Origin of the sequence: Burkholderia multivorans ATCC BAA-247, from assembly GCF_000959525.1 — a bacterium.
Lineage (GTDB): Bacteria > Pseudomonadota > Gammaproteobacteria > Burkholderiales > Burkholderiaceae > Burkholderia > Burkholderia multivorans.
The window spans coordinates 1,203,966-1,224,532 of record NZ_CP009832.1; the positions used below are offsets into that span (position 1 = coordinate 1,203,966).

Below are 20,567 nucleotides of genomic sequence, written 5' to 3' on the forward strand. Positions count from 1 at the left end.
CGGGAGGAGGGCGGTGCTTCGGTTCGTCAGTCCCGAGTATATAAGATGCGGGCGAGCGGCGAACCGGCGAGCGCCCGGACGGGCGTCAATGAAAAAGCCCCGCCGGAGCGGGGCTTTGAAGCAGTCGAAAACCGCGGCTTACTGCGCCGGAACGGTCGTCTTCTGCACTTCTTGCGTACCGACCACTTCCACTTCCACGCGGCGATCCGGTGCGAGGCAGGCGATCAGTTGCTTGCGGTTCTTCTGGTTGCAGCCCGTCGTGACCGGGTTGCGCTTGCCCTTGCCTTCCGTGTAGATCTTGTTGGCCGGGACACCCTTGCTGACCAGGTACGACTTGACGGCTTGCGCACGGCGCAGCGACAGACGGTCGTTGTACTTGTCCGAACCGATGCGGTCGGTGTAGCCCGTTGCGACGACCACTTCCGTGTTCATGCCCTGGATCTTCGAAGCCAGTTCGTCGAGCTTCTGCTTGCCCAGCGGCTTGAGCGTCGCCTTGTCGAAGTCGAACAGTGCGTCGGCTTGATACGTGATCTTCTGGCTCGTGATGGCCGGAGCGACCGGAGCGACCGGCGGCTGCGGTGCCTGGGCGACCAGTGCGCCGTCGCACTTCGCGTTGGCGGTGGCCGGCGTCCAGAACGCGTCACGCCAGCAGAGCTCGTTCGTGCCGTTCATCCACACCCATTCGCCCGTGCCGTTCACCCAGTTGTCATTGACGGCTTGACGCGACGCCGGCACCGACTGTGCCGAAGCGGATGCAGCCATAACTGCGGTAGCTGCAATGAACGCGAGCTTTGAAAGTTTATTCATATTTCTCCTCTCGAAATTGAGATTACCGCAGGTTTACTGCGAGCCTGTTGACGGTGACAAGTCATACATTGCTCGAAGTATAACATTGGTGCGGCACAAAAAACGCGGCACCGCTCTGTGTAGACTTCGAGCAGCGTCTAACTTTCAGTGCGTTGGCATTTTGCCATATCGTTCCCTTCCTACGAAAAAAAATCCTCCCCACCCCAAGATCGCCTCCGCGATTGTGGTGCATGCGCAACACCGGCCTGCCGTAAGTTTCAGGAATTGTCAAGGGCGTACCCGCAAAATTGCGCGGGACGCGAAGGTCGTTTACCGGCGCGGGCGACGGCGCGACAGATCGCCGCACGACCGTGCGGTGCGCCGGCCGGGCGCGCGGCGGCCGCCGCGCAAATTTCCGCTATTTATATATAGAGGGGCGGCGAATTGGCGGCTGTTGGGCGCATGTTAGAATCTCGCGTTGCGTTGCGCATGCATCGCTCACGCGAAAGGCGTTCCCGTCTTCGCTCCGAAAAGATACGGATACATGGATCAATTCGCCAAAGAGACCCTGCCCACCTCCCTCGAGGAGGAAATGCGCCGTTCGTATCTCGATTACGCGATGAGCGTGATCGTCGGACGTGCCCTCCCGGATGTCCGCGATGGCCTGAAACCCGTGCACCGGCGCGTACTGTTCGCGATGCACGAACTGAACAACGACTGGAACCGGGCCTACAAGAAGTCGGCGCGTATCGTCGGCGACGTGATCGGTAAATACCACCCGCACGGCGACAGCGCGGTCTACGAAACGATCGTGCGGATGGCGCAGGACTTCTCGCTGCGCTACATGCTGGTCGACGGGCAAGGCAACTTCGGCTCGATCGACGGCGACAACGCCGCCGCGATGCGCTACACCGAAATTCGCATGGCGAAGATCGGTCACGAGCTGCTTGCCGACATCGACAAGGAAACGGTCGACTTCGGGCCGAACTACGACGGCAGCGAAATGCAGCCGCTGATCCTGCCCGCGCGGATCCCGAACCTGCTGATCAACGGTTCGTCGGGCATTGCGGTCGGCATGGCGACCAACATTCCGCCGCACAACCTGAACGAAGTCGTCGATGCGTGCCAGCATCTGCTGAACAATCCCGACGCGACGATCGACGAGCTGATCGAGATCATCCCGGCGCCCGATTTCCCGACGGCCGGCATCATCTACGGCGTCGCCGGCGTGCGCGACGGCTATCGCACCGGGCGCGGCCGCGTCGTGATGCGCGCGGCCACGCACTTCGAGGAAATCGACCGCGGCCAGCGCATGGCGATCATCGTCGACGAGCTTCCGTACCAGGTCAACAAGCGCTCGCTGCTCGAGCGCATCGCCGAGCTCGTCAACGAGAAGAAGCTCGAGGGCATCTCCGACATCCGCGACGAGTCCGACAAGAGCGGCATGCGCGTCGTGATCGAGCTCAAGCGCGGCGAAGTGCCGGAAGTGGTGCTGAACAACCTCTACAAGGCGACGCAGCTGCAGGACACGTTCGGCATGAACATGGTCGCGCTCGTCGACGGCCAGCCGAAGCTGCTGAACCTGAAGGAAATCCTTCAGTGCTTCCTGTCGCACCGCCGCGAAGTGCTGACGCGCCGCACGGTCTACGAACTGCGCAAGGCGCGCGAACGCGGCCACGTGCTCGAAGGTCTCGCGGTCGCGCTCGCGAACATCGACGAATTCATCGCGATCATCAAGGCCGCGCCGACGCCGCCGATCGCGAAGCAGGAACTGATGGCGAAGGCGTGGGATTCGTCGCTCGTGCGCGAGATGCTCACGCGCGCCGAAGCCGAGAACGCGGCGGCCGGCGGCCGCGCGGCGTATCGGCCGGAAGGGCTGAACCCGGCGTTCGGGATGCAGGGCGACGGGCTCTACAAGCTGTCCGACACGCAGGCGCAGGAAATTCTGCAGATGCGTCTGCAGCGCCTGACGGGCCTCGAGCAGGACAAGATCATCGGCGAGTATCGCGACGTGATGGCGCAGATCTCCGATCTGCTCGACATCCTCGCGCGTCCGGAGCGGATCACGACGATGATCGGCGAAGAGCTGACCACGGTGAAGGCCGAGTTCGGCGACGCGCGCCGCTCGAAGATCGAGCTGAACGCGACCGAGCTCAACACCGAGGATCTGATCACGCCGCAGGACATGGTCGTCACGATGTCGCACGCGGGCTACGTGAAGTCGCAGCCGCTGTCCGAATACCGCGCGCAGAAGCGCGGCGGTCGCGGCAAGCAGGCGACGCAGATGAAGGAAGACGACTGGATCGAGACGCTGTTCATCGCGAACACGCACGATTACATGCTCTGCTTCTCGAACCGCGGCCGCGTGTACTGGATCAAGGTCTACGAGGTGCCGCAGGGCTCGCGCAACTCGCGCGGCCGTCCGATCGTCAACATGTTCCCGCTGCAGGATGGCGAGAAGATCAACGTCGTGCTGCCGGTGAAGGAATTCTCGGCCGACAAGTTCGTGTTCATGGCGACGTCGCTCGGCACCGTGAAGAAGACGCCGCTCGAGGCATTCAGCCGTCCGATGAAGAAGGGCATCATCGCGGTCGGCCTCGACGAGGGCGACTACCTGATCGGCGCGTCGATCACCGACGGTGCGCACGACGTGATGCTGTTCTCCGACGCCGGCAAGGCCGTGCGCTTCGACGAGAACGACGTGCGGCCGATGGGGCGCGAGGCGCGCGGCGTGCGCGGCATGCAGCTCGACGAAGGGCAGCAGGTCATCGCGCTGCTGGTGGCCGGCAGCGAAGACCAGTCGGTGCTCACCGCGACCGAGAACGGCTTCGGCAAGCGCACGCCGATCACCGAATACACGCGCCACGGCCGCGGCACGAAGGGTATGATCGCGATCCAGACGTCCGAGCGTAACGGCAAGGTCGTCGCGGCGACGCTCGTCGACGCCGAAGACCAGATCATGCTGATCACGACGGCCGGCGTGCTGATCCGCACGCGCGTGTCGGAGATCCGCGAGATGGGACGCGCGACGCAAGGTGTTACACTCATCAGTCTCGATGAGGGTACGAAGCTCTCTGGCCTGCAGCAGATCGCCGAGGCCGAGGACGGTGACGGCGAAGCCGACGAGGCGTCGGACGGCGAGGCCTGAACGGATGAGACTCTCGGGCCGCCGCACGCGTGCCGCGCAAGCGGGTGAGCGCAGCACGCTGCGATCGGCGAGAAAACATTCATATTTCCAAGAGGGAGTGATGATGCAAAAGCAATTCAAGCAACTGGTCCTGCTGGCTGCACTGGTGCCGACGTTCGCGATGGCGCAAGCGCTGTCGAATTCCGCACCGGCTGCACCCGCGGCAGCTGCGCCGATCGACGCCGACAAGAAGGCGGCGATCAAGGACCTGCTCGACGCGATCGACGCGCCGAAGCTCGTGTCGGCCATCGGCAACAGCGCCGAGATGCAGGCGAAGCAGCTCGTGCCGGCGATCCTGTCGGACGCACTGTCCGAGAACAAGACGCTGAACGACAAGCAGAAGCAGGCTGCCGTTCCGACGCTGCAGAAGAACGCGGTGCCGAAGCTGGTCGACAGCGCAGGCAAGGTGTTCGGTACGCAGCAGTTCCAGAGCGACGCGATGTCGGCTCAGTACGACGCGTACGCGAAGTACTACAGCACGTCGGAGATCAAGGATCTGACGACGTTCTACAAGAGCCCGACGGGCCGCAAGTTCATCCAGGTTCAGGATCAGGTCGGTCGCGACGTGGTCAACGGCCTGATGCAGAAGTACATGCCGCAAGCGATCCAGGCGACGCGCGCCCAGGCCGACAAGGAAGTCGCGGCCGTCAAGCCGGGCAAGTAAGCGGTCCGGGCACGCCGCCGGCCGATCGGCCGCGTTTGGCGGGAGCCTGATGACAGTGCGATAATGGCCGTTTGCGCGCGAGCGCAAGCGGCCATTTCTTTTCCGGCGCGGCTCATTGGCATTGCATGACAGGCGGCAAGCCCGCCGGTCGCGTCCCTCCCGAGGTTTTTCACGATGCGCGTCTTTAATTTCTCTGCCGGCCCCGCGGCGCTGCCCGAGGAAGTGCTGCGGCAGGCCGCCGACGAAATGCTCGACTGGCACGGCAGCGGCATGAGCGTGATGGAGATGAGCCATCGCGGCAAGGAATTCATGTCGATCCACGAGGCGGCGCTCGCCGACCTGCGCGAGCTGCTCGACGTGCCGGCGAGCCATCGCGTGCTGTTCCTGCAGGGCGGCGGCATCGCGGAGAACGCGATCGTGCCGATGAACCTGCTCGGCTCGCGCAAGACGGCCGACTTCGTCGTGACGGGCTCGTGGTCGCAGAAGTCCTTCAACGAGGCGAAGAAATACTGCACGCCGCATCTCGCGGCAACCGGCAAGACGGACGCCGGCTTCACGCGCGCGCCGGCGTTCGCCGAATGGCAGCTGTCGGACGATCCGGCCTACGTGCACCTCTGCACGAATGAGACGATCGACGGCGTCGAGACGTTCGAGATCCCCGATCTCGGCGACGTGCCGCTCGTCGCCGACGTGTCGTCGCACATCCTGTCGCGCCCGATGGACGTCGCGAAGTACGGCGTGTTGTTCGGCGGCGCGCAGAAGAACATCGGGATGGCCGGCGTGACGGTCGTGATCGTGCGCGAGGATCTGCTCGACCGCGCGCTGTCGATCTGCCCGTCGGCGTTCGAATGGAAGACCGTCGCCGCGAACAACTCGCTGTACAACACGCCGCCCACGTATGCGATCTACATCGCGGGCCTCGTGTTCCAGTGGCTGAAGCGGCAGGGCGGCCTCGGCGCGATCGAGGCGCGCAACATCGAAAAGGCGAAGCTGCTCTACGACACGATCGATGCGAGCAGCTTCTATCTGAACAAGGTCGAGCCGGCGGTGCGTTCGCGCATGAACGTGCCGTTTTTCCTGGCCGACGAATCGCGCAACGAAGACTTCCTTGCCGGCGCAAAGGCGCGCGGGCTGCTGCAGCTGAAGGGCCACAAGTCCGTCGGCGGCATGCGGGCGTCGATCTACAACGCGGTGCCGCTCGAGGGCGTGAAGGCGCTCGTCGAGTACATGAAGGACTTCGAGCAGCGCTGCGCCTGACGGCGGCGCGCGGCTCAAACAGCACGGCAAAACGCATGGACGACGAACTGAATTCCCGCCTGAAACCGCTGCGCGACCGCATCGACGCGATCGACGCGCAACTGATCACGCTCCTGAACCAGCGCGCCGCGGTGGCGCTCGAGGTGGGCGAGGTCAAGAAGCATTTCAACGCGCCGGTGTTCCGGCCGGAGCGCGAACTGCAGGTGATCGCGCGGCTGCAGGACATGAGCGCCGGGCCGCTCGCGAGCGAGCATATCAGCGCGATCTGGCGCGAGATCATGGCCGCGAGCCGCGCGCTCGAGCAGACGATCCACGTCGCGTTTCTCGGGCCGGTCGGCACGTATAGCGAACAGGCGATGTTCGAGTATTTCGGCCAGTCGATCGAGGGGCTGCCGTGTCCGTCGATCGACGAGGTGTTCCGCTCCGTCGAGGCCGGCGCCGCATCGTTCGGGATCGCGCCGGTCGAGAATTCGACCGAGGGCGCGGTGTCGCGCACGCTCGACCTGCTGCTGCAGACGCAACTGCTCATCAGCGGCGAGCTCGCACTGCCGATCCACCACAATCTGCTCACGCAGAGCGGTACGCTCGACGGCGTGAAGCGCGTGTGCGCACACGCGCAGGCGCTCGCGCAATGCCAGCAATGGCTCGCGGCGAACGCGCCGCATCTCGAGCGGCAGGCCGTCGCGAGCAACGCGGAAGCCGCGCGGCAGGCGGCGGCCGATCCGACCGTCGCGGCGATCGCGGGCGATCGCGCGGCCGCGCATTACGGGCTGCAGATCGCGTTCTCGCTGATCCAGGACGATCCGCACAACCGCACGCGGTTCGTGATCATCGGCAAGCAGCCGGCCGGTCCGACCGGATACGACCAGACGTCGCTGATCGTTTCCGTGAAGAACGAACCGGGCGCGGTGTTCAAGCTGCTCGAGCCGCTCGCGCGGCACGGCGTGTCGATGACGCGTTTCGAGTCGCGTCCGGCGCGCGTCGGCACGTGGGAGTACTACTTCTATATCGACATCGAGGGGCACCGCGACGACGCGCCGGTCGTGGCCGCGCTCGCGGAGCTCGGCCAGAAGGCCGCGTTCCTGAAGATACTCGGTTCGTATCCGCGCGCGCGCTGAGCGTGCGGCCGCGTCCCGCACGCGGCGCGCGTGTCGCGAGGGCGCGCGCAGCGCAGGCCGGACGGCGCTGCGAAGGCGGGTTCGGGCGGCATCCGCGAGCGATCGCGCGGTGCGGGCCCGTTGCCCGGGATCTGGAATTCCGTGTGCGCGGCTGCGGCCCGTGCGCGTAACTTGGCTCTAGTCGTGTCAGGCTTTGCATTCAACAAACTGGTCATCTTCGGCGTCGGCCTGATCGGCGGATCGCTGGCCCGCGCGCTGCGCGAACGTGCGCCGGGCGGCGCGGGCGAGATCGTCGGCGTCGGTCGCTCGCGCGCCTCGGTCGAACGCGCGCTGGCGCTCGGCGTGATCGATCGCGCGGCGGCGCTCGACGACGACGCGCAGTTGCGCGACGCGCTCGCCGGCGCGGATCTCGTGTTGCTGGCCGCGCCGGTTGCGCAGACGGGCCCGCTGCTCGGCCGCATCGCGCCGTGGCTCGACGCCGCGACGATCGTCACCGACGCCGGCAGCACGAAGTCGGACGTCGTCGCGGCCGCGCGCGACGCGCTCGGCGAGCGGATCGCGCGGTTCGTGCCGGGCCATCCGATCGCCGGACGCGAATCGAGCGGCGTCGAGGCCGCGCTGCCGGATCTCTATGTCGGCCGCAACGTCGTGCTGTGCCCGCTGCCCGAGAACGCGCCCGCGACGGTCGCGCGCATCGACGCGATGTGGCGCGCGACGGGCGCCGACGTGCGCACGATGAGCACGGCGCAGCACGATCGCGTGTTCGCGTCGGTGAGCCATCTGCCGCATGTACTGTCGTTCGCGCTCGTCGAGCAGATTCTCGGCGAAGCGGACGCCGAACTGAAATTCTCGTATGCGGCCGGCGGTTTTCGCGACTTCACGCGAATCGCCGCGTCGAGCCCCGAAATGTGGCGCGACGTGTGCATTGCGAACCGCGCGGCGCTGCTCGACGAGCTCGACGGCTATACGCGCGTGCTCGCGCGGTTGCGCGCGGCGATCGACGCCGGCGACGGGGCCGCGCTCGAAGCGGTGTTCACGCGCTCGCGCGCGGCGCGCCGTGCGTGGCAGGAGCGCGGCGCCAAGGCCGCTGCCGAAGCGGACAAGCAATAACAGGACGATTCCCATGGACTATCTCGATCTCGGCCCGTATTCCAGTGCGTCGGGCACCGTGCGCCTGCCCGGCTCGAAGAGCATCTCGAACCGCGTGCTGCTGCTCGCCGCGCTCGCCGAAGGCGACACGACGATCACGAACCTGCTCGATTCCGACGATACGCGCGTGATGCTCGACGCGCTCGGCAAGCTCGGCGTGAAGCTCGCGCGCGATGGCGACACGTGCGTCGTCACCGGCACGCGCGGCGCGTTTACCGCGAAGACGGCCGATCTGTTCCTCGGCAATGCGGGCACGGCCGTGCGGCCGCTGACGGCGGCGCTCGCGATCAACGGCGGCGACTATCGCGTGCACGGCGTGCCGCGCATGCACGAGCGGCCGATCGGCGATCTCGTCGACGGGCTGCGTCAGATCGGCGCGCAGATCGACTACGAGCAGAACGAAGGCTTTCCGCCGCTGCGGATCCGGCCCGCGACGATCTCGGTCGACGCGCCGATCCGCGTGCGCGGCGACGTGTCGAGCCAGTTCCTCACCGCGCTGCTGATGACGCTGCCGCTCGTGAAGGCGAAGGACGGCCGCAGCATCGTCGAGATCGACGGCGAACTGATCTCGAAGCCGTACATCGACATCACGATCCGGCTGATGGCGCGCTTCGGCGTGAGCGTCGAGCGCGAGGGTTGGCAGCGCTTCACGGTGCCGGCCGGCGTGCGCTATCGTTCGCCGGGGCGAATCATGGTGGAGGGCGATGCCTCGTCGGCGTCGTACTTCCTCGCGGCCGGTGCGCTCGGCGGCGGCCCGCTGCGCGTCGAGGGCGTCGGACGCGCGAGCATCCAGGGCGACGTGGGCTTCGCCAACGCGCTGATGCAGATGGGCGCGAACGTGACGATGGGCGACGACTGGATCGAGGTGCGCGGCATCGGTCACGATCACGGCAAGCTCGAGCCGATCGACATGGACTTCAATCTGATTCCCGACGCGGCGATGACGATCGCGGTCGCGGCGCTGTTCGCGAACGGCACGAGCGCGCTGCGCAACATCGCGAGCTGGCGCGTGAAGGAAACCGACCGCATCGCCGCGATGGCGACCGAACTGCGCAAGGTCGGCGCGACCGTCGAGGAGGGCGCCGACTATCTCGTCGTCACGCCGCCCGCGGCGCTCACGCCGAACGCCGCGATCGACACGTACGACGATCATCGGATGGCGATGTGCTTCTCGCTCGTCAGCCTCGGCGGCGTGCCCGTGCGGATCAACGATCCGAAGTGCGTCGGCAAGACGTTCCCCGACTATTTCGACCGCTTCGCCGCGCTCGCGAAGGCCTGACCGACTGACCTGATGAAATCGACCCGACCCTTTCACCCGACCCCCGTCATCACGATCGACGGCCCGACCGCTTCCGGCAAGGGCACCGTCGCGGCGCTGGTCGCCGCGCATCTCGGCTTTCACCTGCTCGACAGCGGCGCGCTGTATCGCCTCGCGGCGCTCGCGAGCATGCGCTACGACATCGCGGCCGAAGACGTCGACGCCCTTGTGAAACTGATCGACGATCTCCACATCACGTTTCGCGAAGGCTGTGCCCAGCTCGACGGCGTCGACGTGTCGAACGACATCCGTGCCGAGGCGGTCGGCAACCGCGCGTCGGCCATCGCGGTGCACGGGCCGGTGCGCACCGCGCTGGTGGCGCGCCAGCGCGCGTTCCGCAAGACGCCGGGCCTCGTCGCGGACGGCCGCGACATGGGCACCGTGATCTTTCCGGACGCGATGCTGAAGGTGTTCCTGACGGCCAGCGCGGAGGCGCGCGCGGCCAGACGGCATAAGCAATTGATGCAAAAAGGTTTTTCTGCTAATATTGATGACTTGCTCCGGGATCTCCGCGAGCGCGACGCGCGCGACAGCAATCGTGCGGCCGCGCCGCTGAAGCCCGCGGCAGACGCCAAGCTGCTCGATACGTCGGCATTGTCGGTCGATGAAGCGGTCGACCAGGTGCTGCAGTGGTACCGGGCGCTCGGCCAGCCCGCCTGATCCGGCGGGCGGCAGTAGGTGCTCCGCGCGCAAGCGCGGAGTGTGTGTTGAACCCTTAACCCCGTGTGGTTTTCGCTCTGGCCCTTTCAGTCAGCCATTCCGGCTGGCGCGGCACCGCGATCCACGCACAAACCGATTTTTATGTCCGACCTGCAAACCTCCAACCCGAATACCGAATCCTTTGCGGCTCTGTTCGAAGAGTCGCTGACCCGCCAAGACATGCGCGCCGGCGAAGTGATCTCCGCCGAAGTCGTGCGCGTCGACCACAACTTCGTGGTCGTCAATGCAGGCCTGAAGTCCGAGGCTTACATTCCGATCGAGGAATTCCTGAACGATCAGGGCGAGGTTGAGGTGCAGGCGGGCGATTTCGTGTCCGTCGCGATCGACGCACTCGAAAACGGCTACGGCGACACGATCCTGTCGCGCGACAAGGCGAAGCGCCTTGCATCGTGGCTGTCGCTGGAAAAGGCACTCGACAACAACGAACTCGTCACCGGCACGATCACCGGCAAGGTGAAGGGCGGCATGACCGTGATGGTCAACGGCATCCGCGCGTTCCTGCCGGGTTCGCTCGTCGACACGCGTCCGGTCAAGGACACGACGCCGTACGAAGGCAAGACGCTCGAGTTCCGCGTGATCAAGCTCGATCGCAAGCGTAACAACGTCGTGCTGTCGCGTCGTGCCGTGATCGAAGCGACGCAAGGCGAAGAGCGCGCGAAGCTGCTCGAAACGCTGAAGGAAGGCGCGATCGTCAACGGCGTGGTCAAGAACATCACCGACTACGGTGCGTTCGTCGACCTCGGCGGCATCGACGGCCTGCTGCACATCACCGACATCGCATGGCGTCGTGTGCGTCACCCGAGCGAAGTGCTGTCGGTCGGCCAGGAAGTCACCGCGAAGATCCTCAAGTTCGACCAAGAGAAGAACCGCGTGTCGCTCGGCATCAAGCAACTGGGCGACGATCCGTGGGAAGGCATCTCGCGCCGTTACCCGTCGGGCACGCGTCTGTTCGGCAAGGTCACGAACATCACCGACTACGGCGCATTCGTCGAAGTGGAGTCGGGCATCGAAGGCCTGGTCCACGTGTCGGAAATGGACTGGACGAACAAGAACGTCGCACCGTCGAAGGTTGTTCAGCTCGGCGACGAAGTCGAAGTCATGGTGCTCGAGATCGACGAAGACCGTCGTCGTATCAGCCTCGGCATGAAGCAGTGCAAGCCGAATCCGTGGGATGACTTCAGCCGCAACTTCAAGAAGGGCGACAAGATCACGGGCGCAATCAAGTCGATCACCGACTTCGGCGTGTTCATCGGTCTGCCGGGCGGCATCGACGGCCTGGTCCACCTGTCGGACCTGTCGTGGAGCGAAGCCGGCGAAGAGGCCGTTCGCAAGTACAAGAAGGGCGACGAAGTCGAAGCGATCGTGCTCGGCATCGACGTCGAGAAGGAGCGCATTTCGCTCGGCATCAAGCAGCTCGAAGGCGACCCGTTCAGCAACTACGTTGCCATGAACGACAAGGGCTCGATCGTCGACGGCGTCGTGAAGTCGGTCGACGCGAAGGGTGCGGTCATCGCGCTGACGGGCGACATCGAAGGCTACCTGCGTGCGTCGGAAATCTCGCAGGATCGCGTTGAAGATGCGCGCAACGTGCTGAAGGAAGGCGACAAGGTCAACGCGATGGTGATCAACATCGATCGCAAGTCGCGCGGCATCAACCTGTCGATCAAGGCGAAGGATTCGGCCGAGCAGCAGGAAGCGATCCGCGGCCTGCAAGCCGACACCAGCGCTGCCGCGACCGGTACGACCAACCTCGGCGCGCTGCTGAAGGCGAAGCTCGACGGCCAGAACCAGTAAGCCTCACGAGGTCTGCTGAAGTATGACCAAATCCGAGTTGGTCGCGCAGCTGGCATCGCGATTTCCGCAACTTGTCCTCAAGGATGCGGATTTCGCGGTGAAGACGATGCTCGATGCGATGTCCGACGCTTTGTCGAAAGGGCATCGCATCGAAATTCGGGGTTTCGGCAGCTTCGGCCTCAACCGTCGTCCGGCGCGCGTCGGACGCAACCCCAAGTCGGGGGAGAAAGTGCAGGTGCCCGAGAAGTTCGTGCCGCACTTCAAGCCCGGCAAGGAGTTGCGTGAACGCGTCGACGGTCGCGCGGGCGAGCCGCTGAAGGCAGACGAGCCGGACGACGAGCGTTGAGCGTCGTGCGGCCGGCCCGGAACCCGTCCGGCAAAGGCTGAAGAAAAAAGCGCCCCTTCGTGGGCGCTTTTTTCGTTTCCGGCCGCCGTCGCGCAATAGCCGGCGCGCACGATCTGCGCTGACGCGGAAACGCTTCCTTTACAATACGGGTCGATTCGGCGCGGCGAAGGGGAGTCGCGCGCCGCGGCAAACCTCAACAAAGAGAGGGCTTCATGAAGTTTATCGTCTGGCTGGTTCGGGTATTGGTGTTCGTGCTGCTGCTGGTGCTCGCACTGGCCAATACGCAGACGGCGACGTTGAATTTCCTTGCCGGCTATGCGTGGCAGGCGCCGCTGATCCTGATCGGGCTGGCGTTCTTCGGCGTCGGGCTGCTGGCCGGCCTGCTGTCCGCGTTGCCTGCGGTGTTTCGTCTGCGGCTCGAGAACGGCCGCCTGAAGCGCGATCTGCGCGCGGCGAGGGAAACGCCGGCCGTCGTCGATCAGCCGCCGATGCCGCCCGTCATTTAAACCCCGACACCGCGCGAGTCTCGCGCGGTTTTCGTCTCTGCTTCGATATTTCGCATGGATCTGGATTTCTGGTGGTTGCTCGCGATTCCGGTCGCTTTCGCGCTCGGCTGGGCGGCGTCCCGCTATGACCTGAAGAGTCTGCTGTCGGAGAGCGCGAATCTGCCGCGCTCGTATTTTCGCGGCCTGAACTTTCTGCTGAACGAACAACCGGACAAGGCGATCGATGCGTTCATCGAAGTCGCGAAGCTCGATCCCGAAACGGTCGAGCTGCACTTCGCGCTCGGCAACCTGTTCCGCCGCCGCGGCGAGACGGATCGCGCGATTCGCGTGCACCAGAATCTGCTGAGCCGGACCGACCTGCCCGTCAACGAGCGCGATCACGCGCTGTACGAGCTCGGTCAGGACTTCCTGAAGGCCGGCCTGCTCGATCGCGCCGAAGAGGCGTTTCACAAGCTCGCCGACGGCGACTATGCGCTCGGTGCGCAGCGCGCGCTGCTGACGATCTACGAGATCGAGAAGGACTGGAACAAGTCGATCGATACCGCGAAGCGCATCGAATCGATGAGCGACAAGCCGCTCGGGACCGAAATCGCGCAGTTTCATTGCGAGCTCGCGCAGGATGCGCTGCAGCGCAAGAACGGCGCGGCCGCGGCCGAACAGCTGCGGCTCGCGCTCGCCGCGAATCCGCAGAACGTGCGCGCGACGATCCTGTCCGGCGATGCGGCCGACGCGGCCGGCGATCACGCGGCGGCGATCGAGCACTGGAAGCGCGTCGAAGCGCAGAATCCCGCCTATCTGCCGCTCGTCGCCGACAAGCTGATGAAGGCGTACGTCGCGCTCGGCAAGGCGGCGGAGGGTGCGGAGCTGCTGATGGGCTACGTCGACCGCTATCCGTCGAACGACCTGCTCGACATCGCGTATCAGCACATCGCGGGCTTGCGCGGGCAGGACGCCGCGCATACGCTCGCGCGCACGCAGATGGAGAAGTCGCCGAATCTGTCCGGCATGCTGCATCTGCTCGATGCGCAGATCGCCGGTGCCGACGAGCCGCGACGTAAGGAACTTGAAATGATGCGTGCGCTGATCAAGCAGCGCACCAAAAATCTGCCACGGTATACGTGCCAGAATTGCGGTTTCCGGGCGCGGCTCTTCTACTGGCAATGCCCGGGCTGCAGCGGCTGGGAAACCTATGCGCCGCGCCGCGTCGAACCTGCGATGCCGGGCTGATCCCGACACACGGCGCCGACGCATCGCGGTCGTCGCCGGGCGAAGCCCGGCGGCCAAGTTAGTCTATTACCGGGAAGCACCGGAACATCTATGAAAATCACCATCATCGGCACGGGCTACGTCGGCCTCGTCACGGGCGCGTGTCTCGCGGAGATCGGCCACGACGTCTTCTGTCTCGACGTCGATCTGCGCAAGATCGAGATCCTCAACAACGGCGGCGTGCCGATCCACGAACCGGGGCTGCTCGAGATCATCGCGCGCAACCGCTCGGCCGGACGGCTGCGTTTTTCGACCGATATCGAGGCAAGCGTCGCGCACGGCGAGATCCAGTTCATCGCGGTCGGCACGCCGCCCGACGAAGACGGCTCGGCCGACCTGCAATACGTGCTCGAAGCCGCGCGCAACATCGGCCGCCACATGACCGGCTTCAAGGTGATCGTCGACAAGTCGACGGTGCCCGTCGGCACCGCGCAGCGCGTGCGCGGCGTCGTCGAGGAAGCGCTCGCCGCGCGCGGCCTCGCGGGCAGCGTCGCGCATCGCTTCTCGGTCGTATCGAATCCCGAGTTCCTGAAGGAAGGCGCGGCGGTCGACGACTTCATGCGTCCGGACCGCATCATCATCGGCGTCGACGGCGACGAGACGGGCACGGTCGCGCGCGAGAAGATGAAGAAGCTCTACGCGCCGTTCAACCGCAATCACGAGCGCACGATCTACATGGACGTGCGTTCCGCCGAATTCTCGAAATACGCGGCGAACGCGATGCTTGCGACGCGCATCTCGTTCATGAACGAGATGTCGAATCTCGCCGACAAGGTCGGTGCCGACATCGAGGCCGTGCGCCGCGGCATCGGTTCGGATCCGCGCATCGGCTATCACTTCCTGTACGCGGGTGTCGGCTATGGCGGTTCGTGCTTCCCGAAGGACGTGCAGGCGCTGATCCGCACCGCCGGTGAAAACGGCCAGCCGCTGCGCATTCTCGAAGCGGTCGAAGCGGCCAACCATGCGCAGAAGGACGTGCTGATCGGCAAGATCGAGCGGCGTTTCGGCGCGGATCTGAGCGGCCGCGAATTCGCCGTCTGGGGGCTCGCGTTCAAGCCGAACACCGACGACATGCGCGAGGCGCCGAGCCGCCGTCTGATCGCGGCGCTGCTCGCGCGCGGCGCGACCGTGCGCGCCTACGATCCGGTCGCGCTCGACGAGGCGCGGCGCGTGTTCGCGCTCGATCTCGGCGAAGGCTCGGACGCGCTCGCGCGGCTGCAGTTCGTCGACACGCAGGACGCGGCAGTCATCGGCGCGGACGCGCTCGTGATCGTCACCGAATGGAAGGAATTCAAGAGTCCGGATTTCACGCGCCTGAAGGCCGAACTGAAGGCACCGGTGATTTTCGACGGGCGCAACCTGTACGAGCCCGACGCAATGGCCGAGCTCGGCATCGATTACTACGCGATCGGGCGCCCCCATCTCGACCCGCAGGCCCACTCCCATGGATGAACGCACGATGACCACGCTTCGCGAAGTCGTTCCGGTTCCGCGCGACCAGATTGCCCGATCGCGCGTGCTCGTCGTCGGCGACGTGATGCTCGACCGCTATTGGTTCGGCAACGTCGACCGCATTTCGCCGGAGGCGCCGGTGCCCGTCGTGCACGTGCAGCGTCACGAGGAGCGGCTCGGCGGCGCGGCGAACGTCGCGCGCAACGCGGTGACGCTCGGCGGCCAGGCGGGCCTGCTCTGCGTGGTCGGCTGCGACGAGCCCGGCGAGCGGATCGTCGAGCTGCTCGGCCATAGCGGCGTGACGCCGCATCTCGAGCGCGATCCGGCGCTGCCGACGACGATCAAGCTGCGCGTGCTCGCACGCCAGCAGCAGCTGCTGCGTGTGGACTTCGAATCGACGCCGACGCACGAAGTGCTGCTCGCGGGCCTCGCGCGCTTCGACACGCTGCTGCCGCAGCACGACGTCGTGCTGATGTCCGACTACGCAAAGGGCGGTCTCACGCACGTGACGACGATGATCGAGAAGGCGCGCGCGGCCGGCAAGCCGGTACTCGTCGATCCGAAGGGCGACGACTGGGCGCGTTATCGCGGCGCATCGCTGATCACGCCGAACCGCGCGGAGTTGCGCGAGGTCGTCGGTCAGTGGAAATCGGAAGACGATCTGCGCGCGCGTGTTGCGAAGCTGCGCGCGGAGCTCGACATCGATGCGCTGCTGCTCACGCGTTCGGAAGAGGGGATGACGCTCTTTTCCGCGAGCGGCGAGTTGCACGCGCCGGCGCTCGCACGCGAGGTGTTCGACGTGTCGGGCGCGGGCGACACGGTGATCGCGACGGTCGCGACCATGCTCGGCGCCGGCGTGCCGCTCGTCGATGCGGTGGTGCTCGCGAATCGCGCGGCCGGCATCGTGGTCGGCAAGCTCGGCACCGCCACGGTCGACTACGACGAACTGTTTCACTAAGCGAGTCGCGCCACGCGCGAACCGCTTCCTTTTCCAGGCAGGACGATCATGACTCTCATCGTCACCGGCGCGGCCGGTTTTATCGGCGCGAACATCGTCAAGGCGCTCAACGAGCGCGGCGAGACGCGCATCATCGCGGTCGACAACCTGACGCGCGCGGACAAGTTCAAGAATCTCGTCGATTGCGAGATCGACGACTATCTCGACAAGACCGAATTCGTCGAGCGCTTCGCGCGCGGCGATTTCGGCAAGGTGCGTGCGGTGTTCCACGAAGGCGCCTGTTCGGACACGATGGAAACCGACGGCCGCTACATGATGGACAACAACTTCCGCTACAGCCGCGCCGTGCTCGACGCGTGCCTCGCGCAGGGCGCGCAGTTCCTGTATGCGTCATCGGCGGCGATCTACGGCGGCTCCACGCGATTCGTCGAAGAGCGCAGCGTCGAGGCGCCGCTGAACGTGTACGGCTATTCGAAGTTCCTGTTCGACCAGGTCGTGCGCCGCGTGCTGCCGAATGCGAAGAGCCAGATCGCCGGCTTCCGCTATTTCAACGTGTACGGCCCGCGCGAAACGCACAAGGGCCGCATGGCGTCGGTCGCGTTCCACAACTTCAACCAGTTCCGCGCGGAAGGCAAGGTGAAGCTGTTCGGCGAGTACAACGGCTATGCGGCGGGCGAGCAGACGCGCGATTTCGTGTCGGTCGAGGACGTCGCGAAGGTGAACCTGTTCTTCTTCGATCATCCGGAGAAATCGGGCATCTTCAACCTCGGCACCGGCCGCGCGCAACCGTTCAACGACATCGCATCGACGGTCGTGAACACGCTGCGCGCACTCGACAATCTGCCGCCGCTGACGCTCGCGCAGCAGGTCGAGCAGGGGCTGATCGAATACGTGCCGTTCCCGGACGCGCTGCGCGGCAAGTACCAGTGCTTCACGCAGGCCGACCAGACGAAGCTGCGTGCGGCCGGCTACGATGCGCCGTTCCTGACCGTGCAGGAAGGCGTCGACCGCTACGTTCGTTGGCTGTCCGGCCAGGTTTAAGCGCGAGCGTTGCATCGCTAGACTGGGTCTCACGGTCGGCAGCCGCCGGCCGCTTTTCATCGGGAGATCCAGGACATGATCAGAAAGTGGTTTGCAGCGGCGGCGCTGTTCGGCGCATTCGCTTCCGCGTGGGCTGCCGTCGACGTCAATAGCGCGAACGAAGACGCGCTGATGGGAATCAAGGGCATCGGTCCTGCGCGCGCGAAGGCGATTCTCGACGAGCGCGGCGCGCGCGGTCCGTTCAAGGATGCCGCCGATCTCGCGTCGCGCGTGAAAGGGATGGGCGGGCACACGGTCGAGCGCCTCCAGAAGGAGGGATTGACCGTTGGTGCGGCCGGCCCAAGCGCCGCTGGTTCGCCTGCGGCCGGCAAGGCCGCATCGCCCGCCGCCGCAAAACCCGCAGGCGCACCCACGCGCACGGCACAGAAGTAACGCGCCGGACGAAACGACAGGCTCCTTCAGTCGCCGTCGTTGCGACGGCTTCCCGCGGCATGCCGCGGGTTTTTTGCGTGGATGCGCTGACGGGCGCACGTTGCGCGGCACGTCGCGTATTCCATCGTTGCAATGTGGGTTGCGGGCGCGGCGACGGGCGGTGGTTTACAATCGACCGATTGATCGGCCTCGCACTCACGGTATCTCCATGGCTTACAAAACTATCGAAGACACGATCGGCAACACGCCGCTCGTGCAACTGGTCCGCCTGCCGGACGACGAGATTCGCGCGCGCAACAACGTGATTCTCGCGAAGCTGGAGGGCAACAATCCGGCCGGGTCCGTGAAGGATCGCCCGGCACTGTCGATGATCAGCAAGGCCGAGGCACGCGGCCGCATCAAGCCGGGCGATACGCTGATCGAAGCGACGAGCGGCAACACGGGCATCGCGCTCGCGATGGCCGCCGCGATCCGCGGCTACAAGATGGTGCTGATCATGCCCGAGGATCTGTCCGTCGAGCGTCGGCAGAGCATGGCCGCGTACGGCGCAGAGATCATCCTGACGCCGGTGAAGGGCGGGATGGAACTGGCGCGCGATCTCGCGGAGCAGATGCAGCGCGAAGGCAAGGGCGTGATCCTCGATCAATTCGGCAATCCCGACAATCCGATCGCACACTACGAAGGCACCGGCCCGGAGATCTGGCGCGACACCGAAGGGCGCGTCACGCACTTCGTGTCCGCGATGGGCACGACGGGCACGATCATGGGCACGTCGCGCTATCTGAAGGAACAGAATCCGGCGATCGAGATCATCGGTGCGCAGCCGGAAGACGGCTCGCGCATTCCGGGCATTCGCAAGTGGCCGGAAGCCTATATGCCGACGATTTTCGAGCGCAGCCGCGTCGATCGCGTCGAGAACGTGAGCCAGGCCGCAGCCGAGACGATGGCGCGCCGGCTCGCGTCGGTCGAAGGCATTTTTGCCGGCATTTCGTCGGGCGGCGCATGCGAAGTCGCGATGCGCATCGCGCGTCAGGTCGAGAACGCGACGATCGTCTTCATCATCTGCGATCGCGGCGACCGCTATCTGTCTACCGGCGTGTTTCCGGCGTGACGCTGCGCGCCTCGCACGGGCCGCGCTTCAACAACAAAAAAACGCCGCATGCAGCGGCGTTTTTCTTGATGGCGGGCAGGATTACTGCGACGTCGACTGCGAGTCCGCATCGCTCGGCGGCAGTGCGCCGCTCGCTTCCATCTGCGCCTTCACCGCTTCGCCGAGCTGATACACGGCGAGCGCATAGAAGAAGCTGCGGTTGTAACGCGTCAGCACGTAGAAGTTCTTGAGGCCGAGCATGTATTCGGTCGCACTGCCCGGCGAGGGCAAGTCCACGACCGTAACGGGCGTGCCGGCTTCCGTCGTGATGTTGACCGTCGGTTCGTTCAGCGTCATGCCGGCGCGCAGCAGTTGCGACAGCGCCCAGTGCGGTTCGGGCTGACCGTCGGCGGCCGCCTGCGCGATGCCGAGGCTGCCCGTATCGGGCGTGATCTGCCACACCACGGGACGGTCGGTTTCCCAGCCGTGCTGCTTCAGATAGTTCGCAACGCTGCCGATCGCATCGGCCGCGCTGCTGCGCAGATCGACGCGACCGGTGCCGTCGTAGTCGACCGCATAGTCGCGGATGCTGCTCGGCAGGAACTGCGGAATGCCGATCGCGCCCGTGTACGAACCGAGCACGGTGGTCGGGTCGAGCTGGCTGTCGCGCGTCCACACGAGGAAATCCTCGAGGTTCTTGCGGAACGTCGCCTGACGGCTGTCGCGGTTCGGCGTGTCCGGATAGTCGAACGCCAGCGTCGTCAGCGCATCGAGCACGCGGAAGTTGCCCATGTAGCGGCCGTAGATCGTTTCGACGCCGATGATGCCGACGATCACTTCCGGCGGCACGCCGAACTCCTGCGACGCGCGCTGCAACGTCGCCTGGTTCGCCTTCCAGAACTTCACGCCCGCGTTGATGCGGATCGGCTCGATGAAGCGCGAACGATAGACGCGCCAGTTCTTCACGGTCGGCGTCGGTGCGGGCCGCACGAGCTTGACGGCCGTCGCCGAGTAGCTGACGCGCGAGAACAGCGCATGCAGGCTCGCGGCGTCGAAACCGTTGCGGCTCGCCATGTCGTCGATGAACGCATCGATCTTCGGATTGTTCGCGTAGCGCTGCGGAACGATCTCTTCTTCGAAAGTCTGGCCCGGCTGCGCCGGCTGTTGCGGCTGCGCCTGCGCGACGCGCAGGCCGGATTTCGCGGACGCCGTCTGTGCGCCGGCGGGCGCCGCGCACAATGCGGCGACGGCAGCGACGACGAGCGGAAGGCGAGCGCGGAACAGCGCGGAGAGAAGGGCGGCAGGCTTGCTGAAATTCATGTCGAAGCGCTCGGACAGGGCGATTGTGTTCGGCGCAGTATACCCGACGCATCCCGCGCGCCGACGCGAAGCGGACGCGCGATGTGGTAAGTTAGCGGCGAATTCGCGGCAGACGATGGACATCATTGAAGGAGACCTGCGGCGCATCCAGCGCTGCAGATGA

The 20,567-nt window shown here is 65.5% G+C and carries 18 protein-coding genes; 16 read left to right on the forward strand and 2 right to left on the reverse strand.

Annotated features, from left to right (window positions below; translation table 11 throughout):
• Nucleotides 1–138: 138 nt before the first annotated feature.
• Nucleotides 139–807, reverse strand: a complete 669-nt coding sequence (gene ompA, locus NP80_RS18050) for an outer membrane protein OmpA (protein WP_006400736.1) — start codon at nt 805–807, stop codon at nt 139–141.
• Nucleotides 808–1,330: 523 nt separating this feature from the next.
• Here ompA and gyrA point away from each other — a divergent pair.
• From gyrA to cysM, 16 genes are all read left to right on the forward strand, one after another.
• A complete protein-coding gene (gyrA, locus tag NP80_RS18055) occupies nt 1,331–3,934 on the forward strand; it encodes a DNA gyrase subunit A (RefSeq protein WP_012213844.1) in 2,604 nt (867 codons plus the stop codon).
• A 103-nt stretch (nt 3,935–4,037) separates the two neighbouring features.
• Nucleotides 4,038–4,637, forward strand: coding sequence for a DUF2059 domain-containing protein (locus tag NP80_RS18060; RefSeq protein ID WP_006400733.1), 600 nt, complete (start codon nt 4,038–4,040; stop codon nt 4,635–4,637).
• A 174-nt stretch (nt 4,638–4,811) separates the two neighbouring features.
• Nucleotides 4,812–5,894, forward strand: coding sequence for a 3-phosphoserine/phosphohydroxythreonine transaminase (serC, locus tag NP80_RS18065; protein ID WP_006400732.1), 1,083 nt, complete (start codon nt 4,812–4,814; stop codon nt 5,892–5,894).
• Between the two features lie 35 nt (nt 5,895–5,929).
• A complete protein-coding gene (pheA, locus tag NP80_RS18070; protein WP_006400731.1) occupies nt 5,930–7,012 on the forward strand; it encodes a prephenate dehydratase in 1,083 nt (360 codons plus the stop codon).
• Between the two features lie 183 nt (nt 7,013–7,195).
• On the forward strand, nt 7,196–8,122 hold the full coding sequence (locus NP80_RS18075; protein ID WP_006400730.1) for a prephenate dehydrogenase: 927 nt from the start codon (nt 7,196–7,198) through the stop codon (nt 8,120–8,122).
• Nucleotides 8,123–8,135: 13 nt separating this feature from the next.
• Nucleotides 8,136–9,440, forward strand: coding sequence for a 3-phosphoshikimate 1-carboxyvinyltransferase (gene aroA, locus NP80_RS18080; RefSeq protein WP_006410074.1), 1,305 nt, complete (start codon nt 8,136–8,138; stop codon nt 9,438–9,440).
• A gap of 12 nt (nt 9,441–9,452) precedes the next feature.
• Nucleotides 9,453–10,139, forward strand: coding sequence for a (d)CMP kinase (gene cmk, locus NP80_RS18085; protein ID WP_006400728.1), 687 nt, complete (start codon nt 9,453–9,455; stop codon nt 10,137–10,139).
• A gap of 141 nt (nt 10,140–10,280) precedes the next feature.
• Nucleotides 10,281–11,993, forward strand: a complete 1,713-nt coding sequence (gene rpsA, locus NP80_RS18090; RefSeq protein ID WP_006400727.1) for a 30S ribosomal protein S1 — start codon at nt 10,281–10,283, stop codon at nt 11,991–11,993.
• A gap of 22 nt (nt 11,994–12,015) precedes the next feature.
• Nucleotides 12,016–12,339 (forward strand): integration host factor subunit beta, encoded by a 324-nt coding sequence (locus tag NP80_RS18095; RefSeq protein ID WP_006400726.1) that lies wholly within the window; start codon nt 12,016–12,018, stop codon nt 12,337–12,339.
• A gap of 212 nt (nt 12,340–12,551) precedes the next feature.
• A complete protein-coding gene (locus NP80_RS18100; protein ID WP_006406241.1) occupies nt 12,552–12,845 on the forward strand; it encodes a lipopolysaccharide assembly protein LapA domain-containing protein in 294 nt (97 codons plus the stop codon).
• A gap of 54 nt (nt 12,846–12,899) precedes the next feature.
• On the forward strand, nt 12,900–14,072 hold the full coding sequence (gene lapB, locus NP80_RS18105) for a lipopolysaccharide assembly protein LapB (protein WP_006400722.1): 1,173 nt from the start codon (nt 12,900–12,902) through the stop codon (nt 14,070–14,072).
• A gap of 90 nt (nt 14,073–14,162) precedes the next feature.
• Nucleotides 14,163–15,563 (forward strand): UDP-glucose dehydrogenase family protein, encoded by a 1,401-nt coding sequence (locus tag NP80_RS18110; protein WP_006410077.1) that lies wholly within the window; start codon nt 14,163–14,165, stop codon nt 15,561–15,563.
• A 7-nt stretch (nt 15,564–15,570) separates the two neighbouring features.
• A complete protein-coding gene (gene rfaE1 / locus NP80_RS18115) occupies nt 15,571–16,521 on the forward strand; it encodes a D-glycero-beta-D-manno-heptose-7-phosphate kinase (protein WP_006400720.1) in 951 nt (316 codons plus the stop codon).
• Between the two features lie 48 nt (nt 16,522–16,569).
• Complete coding sequence (gene rfaD / locus NP80_RS18120) at nt 16,570–17,562, forward strand: ADP-glyceromanno-heptose 6-epimerase (RefSeq protein ID WP_006400719.1); 993 nt, start codon at nt 16,570–16,572, stop codon at nt 17,560–17,562.
• A 75-nt stretch (nt 17,563–17,637) separates the two neighbouring features.
• Nucleotides 17,638–17,994 (forward strand): ComEA family DNA-binding protein, encoded by a 357-nt coding sequence (locus NP80_RS18125; protein WP_006400718.1) that lies wholly within the window; start codon nt 17,638–17,640, stop codon nt 17,992–17,994.
• 208 nt (nt 17,995–18,202) lie between these two features.
• A complete protein-coding gene (gene cysM / locus NP80_RS18130) occupies nt 18,203–19,105 on the forward strand; it encodes a cysteine synthase CysM (RefSeq protein WP_006410073.1) in 903 nt (300 codons plus the stop codon).
• Nucleotides 19,106–19,186: 81 nt separating this feature from the next.
• On the opposite strand, the gene mltB is transcribed toward cysM, so the two are convergent.
• Entirely contained in the window at nt 19,187–20,530 is a 1,344-nt protein-coding gene (gene mltB / locus NP80_RS18135) for a lytic murein transglycosylase B (protein WP_080596201.1), read from the reverse strand.
• Nucleotides 20,531–20,567 lie beyond the last annotated feature (37 nt).